Source organism: Myroides sp. LJL115 (genome assembly GCF_054871665.1).
In genome coordinates, this window is the sequence record NZ_JBTXLS010000087.1 from 1 (window position 1) to 2,579 (window position 2,579).

General features: G+C 34.7%; 1 protein-coding gene. It reads left to right on the plus strand.

Annotated features, from left to right (window positions below; genetic code table 11):
• Positions 1–275 precede the first annotated feature (275 nt).
• Entirely contained in the window at positions 276–2,429 is a 2,154-nt protein-coding gene (locus ACYSNX_RS12985) for a S46 family peptidase (RefSeq protein ID WP_461755080.1), read from the plus strand.
• Positions 2,430–2,579: the final 150 nt, after the last annotated feature.

A 2,579-nucleotide genomic window follows, 5' to 3' on the forward strand; every position in this document is an offset into this window, starting at 1 on the left:
TTAGAGTTCGGATTATTGGCAATCGCACAGAATATTAGAAAAAGAGTGGCATAAAATGCCTCTTTTTACACCAAAATACCGAAAATATATTTTTCCAATGTCTGAGCTTCGCATATTTAGAAAAATACCGAAAATCACACAGAAGTAAAATGCAAAAAAATAGGGCTGTCTCTTTTTCTTTAGAGACAGCCCCTTTTTTTATATAGTAATGTTTTTTATCTATTTATTTATCAGATAATAAAGTATATTCGTATTAATTAACACTTATAGAATTTATGAAAAAAATTATTTTAATTCTTACCGCTTTTCTCTTATTAGGACCTAATCAAATAAGAGCAAACGAAGGTATGTGGTTTTTGATGTTCATTGAACGCTTGAACCAAACAGATATGGAAAAGATGGGGCTGCAATTAACTGCAGAAGAAATCTACAGTATAAATAACCACTCTTTAAAAGACGCTATTGTACAATTCGATGGAGGATGTACAGCTGAGATTGTTTCAAAGGAAGGTTTGTTGTTTACTAACCACCATTGTGGATATGATAAAATAGCGGACTTAGCTACTCCTGAGGATGATATTCTAACGAATGGTTTCTGGGCTAAGGACAAAGCTTCGGAACGACATGCGGAAGGTTTATCTGTACGTTTTTTTGTGCGTATGGATAATGTTACAGATCGCATCTTAGGTGTGGTAAATGATCAGATGAACGAAGCAGAGCGTGAGAAGGCAATTAACCAAGAAATTGAAAAAATCCAAAAAGAGAATAACGAAAACGGAAAGTATACTGTATCAGTGAAATCCTTTTTTCAAGGAAATGAATTTTACTATTTTGTGTATGAAGACTTCCAAGATGTTCGTTTAGTAGGAACACCTCCTAATAGTATTGGGAAATTTGGTGGAGATACAGATAACTGGGAATGGCCAAGACATACTGGTGACTTTTCTATCTTCAGAGTATATACAGACAAAGATGGTAACCCAGCTAAATACTCTTCGGATAATATTCCTTTAAATCCAAAACACTATTTACCTGTTTCAATTAAGGGGATTCAAGAAGATGACTTCGCTATGATTTTAGGATACCCTGGTAGAACAAATCGTTGGATGCCTGCTCAAGGGGTATATCAAAATATTGAATTTGCATACCCAGCTTGGGTAGAAGGATCGAAGTTAGGTATGGATGTGATGAAAAAGCACATGGATAAAAATGACCAAGTTCGATTAAACTATGCGTCTAAATATGCTGGAGTTGCTAATTATTGGAAGAATCGTCAAGGAATGATCGATGCTTTAAATGAGCACAAAACAGTTCAGACCAAAACCAAAGAAGAAGAAGCTTTTAATGCTTGGGCAAACCAACCTGAGAACAAAGAAGAATATGGGCAGGTGATTGCGGATTTGAATGCTTATTATGCAGCTACAAATCAAAAAGCAAAACACGATAATTATTTAACCACTATGCTTCGTACTTCTGCTATGATTGGTTTACCAAGTCGTATGGAAAGAAATCTATCAGAATATATTGCATTACCAAAAAGCAAACGTACCAAAGAACTTCCAGCTTTAAAGCAATTGGTTCATGAGAGATTCTTAGGAGTAGATCAGGCTTTAGAAAAAGAAATGCTTGCTAATCAACTTTCTCTTTATTGGCAAAGAAATCAGGGATATCCAGTATCTCAATATGTGCAGGAAATAGCCAAAGAGTATAACGGAGATTTCCAGACATATGTTTCCAAAGTTTTTGATACGAGTATTTTTGCTAGTGAAGCTTCTTTAGATAGCTTCTTAAAGAATCCTTCTGAGACAGTATTGGAGAAAGACCCTTTACTTCTTCTAAGTAAAGATTTAATGCAAATGTATCGTCTTAAGAGTGACGAGTTGGCAAAATTAGAGGACAAGTATTTACGTGCATATAGATTATTTGTTGCTGGTATTTTGAAAAATGATCCACAAGGTAAATACTATCCAGATGCAAACTCTACTTTGCGTTTAAGCTATGGAGCAGTTACACCTTTACCTAGAAATGGAAAAGTGAACGATGCTAGTGAAAACTGGTTTACTACTTTAGATGGAACCATTGCTAAGCATGTTCCAGGTGATGAGGAATTCGAAGTGCCTAGTAAATTAATCCAGTTGAATCAAGAAAAAGACTATGGTAGATATGCCGATAAACAAGGTGCTTTACCGGTTAACTTTTTAACCAATCACGATATCACAGGTGGAAATTCTGGTTCACCTGTTTTGAATGGCAAAGGGGAATTAATTGGTTTAGCCTTTGATGGAAATATTGAAGCAATGGCAGGAGATGTTATTTTTGATCCTGAATTACAAAGAGCAATTAATGTTGATATACGCTATGTGCTTTTCGTTATCGATAAGTATGCGGGAGCTCAAAATATAATTGATGAGTTAACAATAGTGGAATAATAAAAAAAATGTCTAAAGAAATGGAGGGCACTGATAAAGTAGCCTCTTTTTAGGAAATAGCTTTTTTAAAGACAAAAAATAACGCTTATAAAGGACTTTTTAAAGTCTCTTTGTAAGCGTTATTTGTTTTCTAGCTGTACTATTGGGTGG

Coding starts and splice junctions, on each gene's coding strand:
- ACYSNX_RS12985 (WP_461755080.1), top strand. CDS start 276: ATGAAAAAAATTATTTTAATTCTTACCGCTTTTCTCTTATTAGGACCT.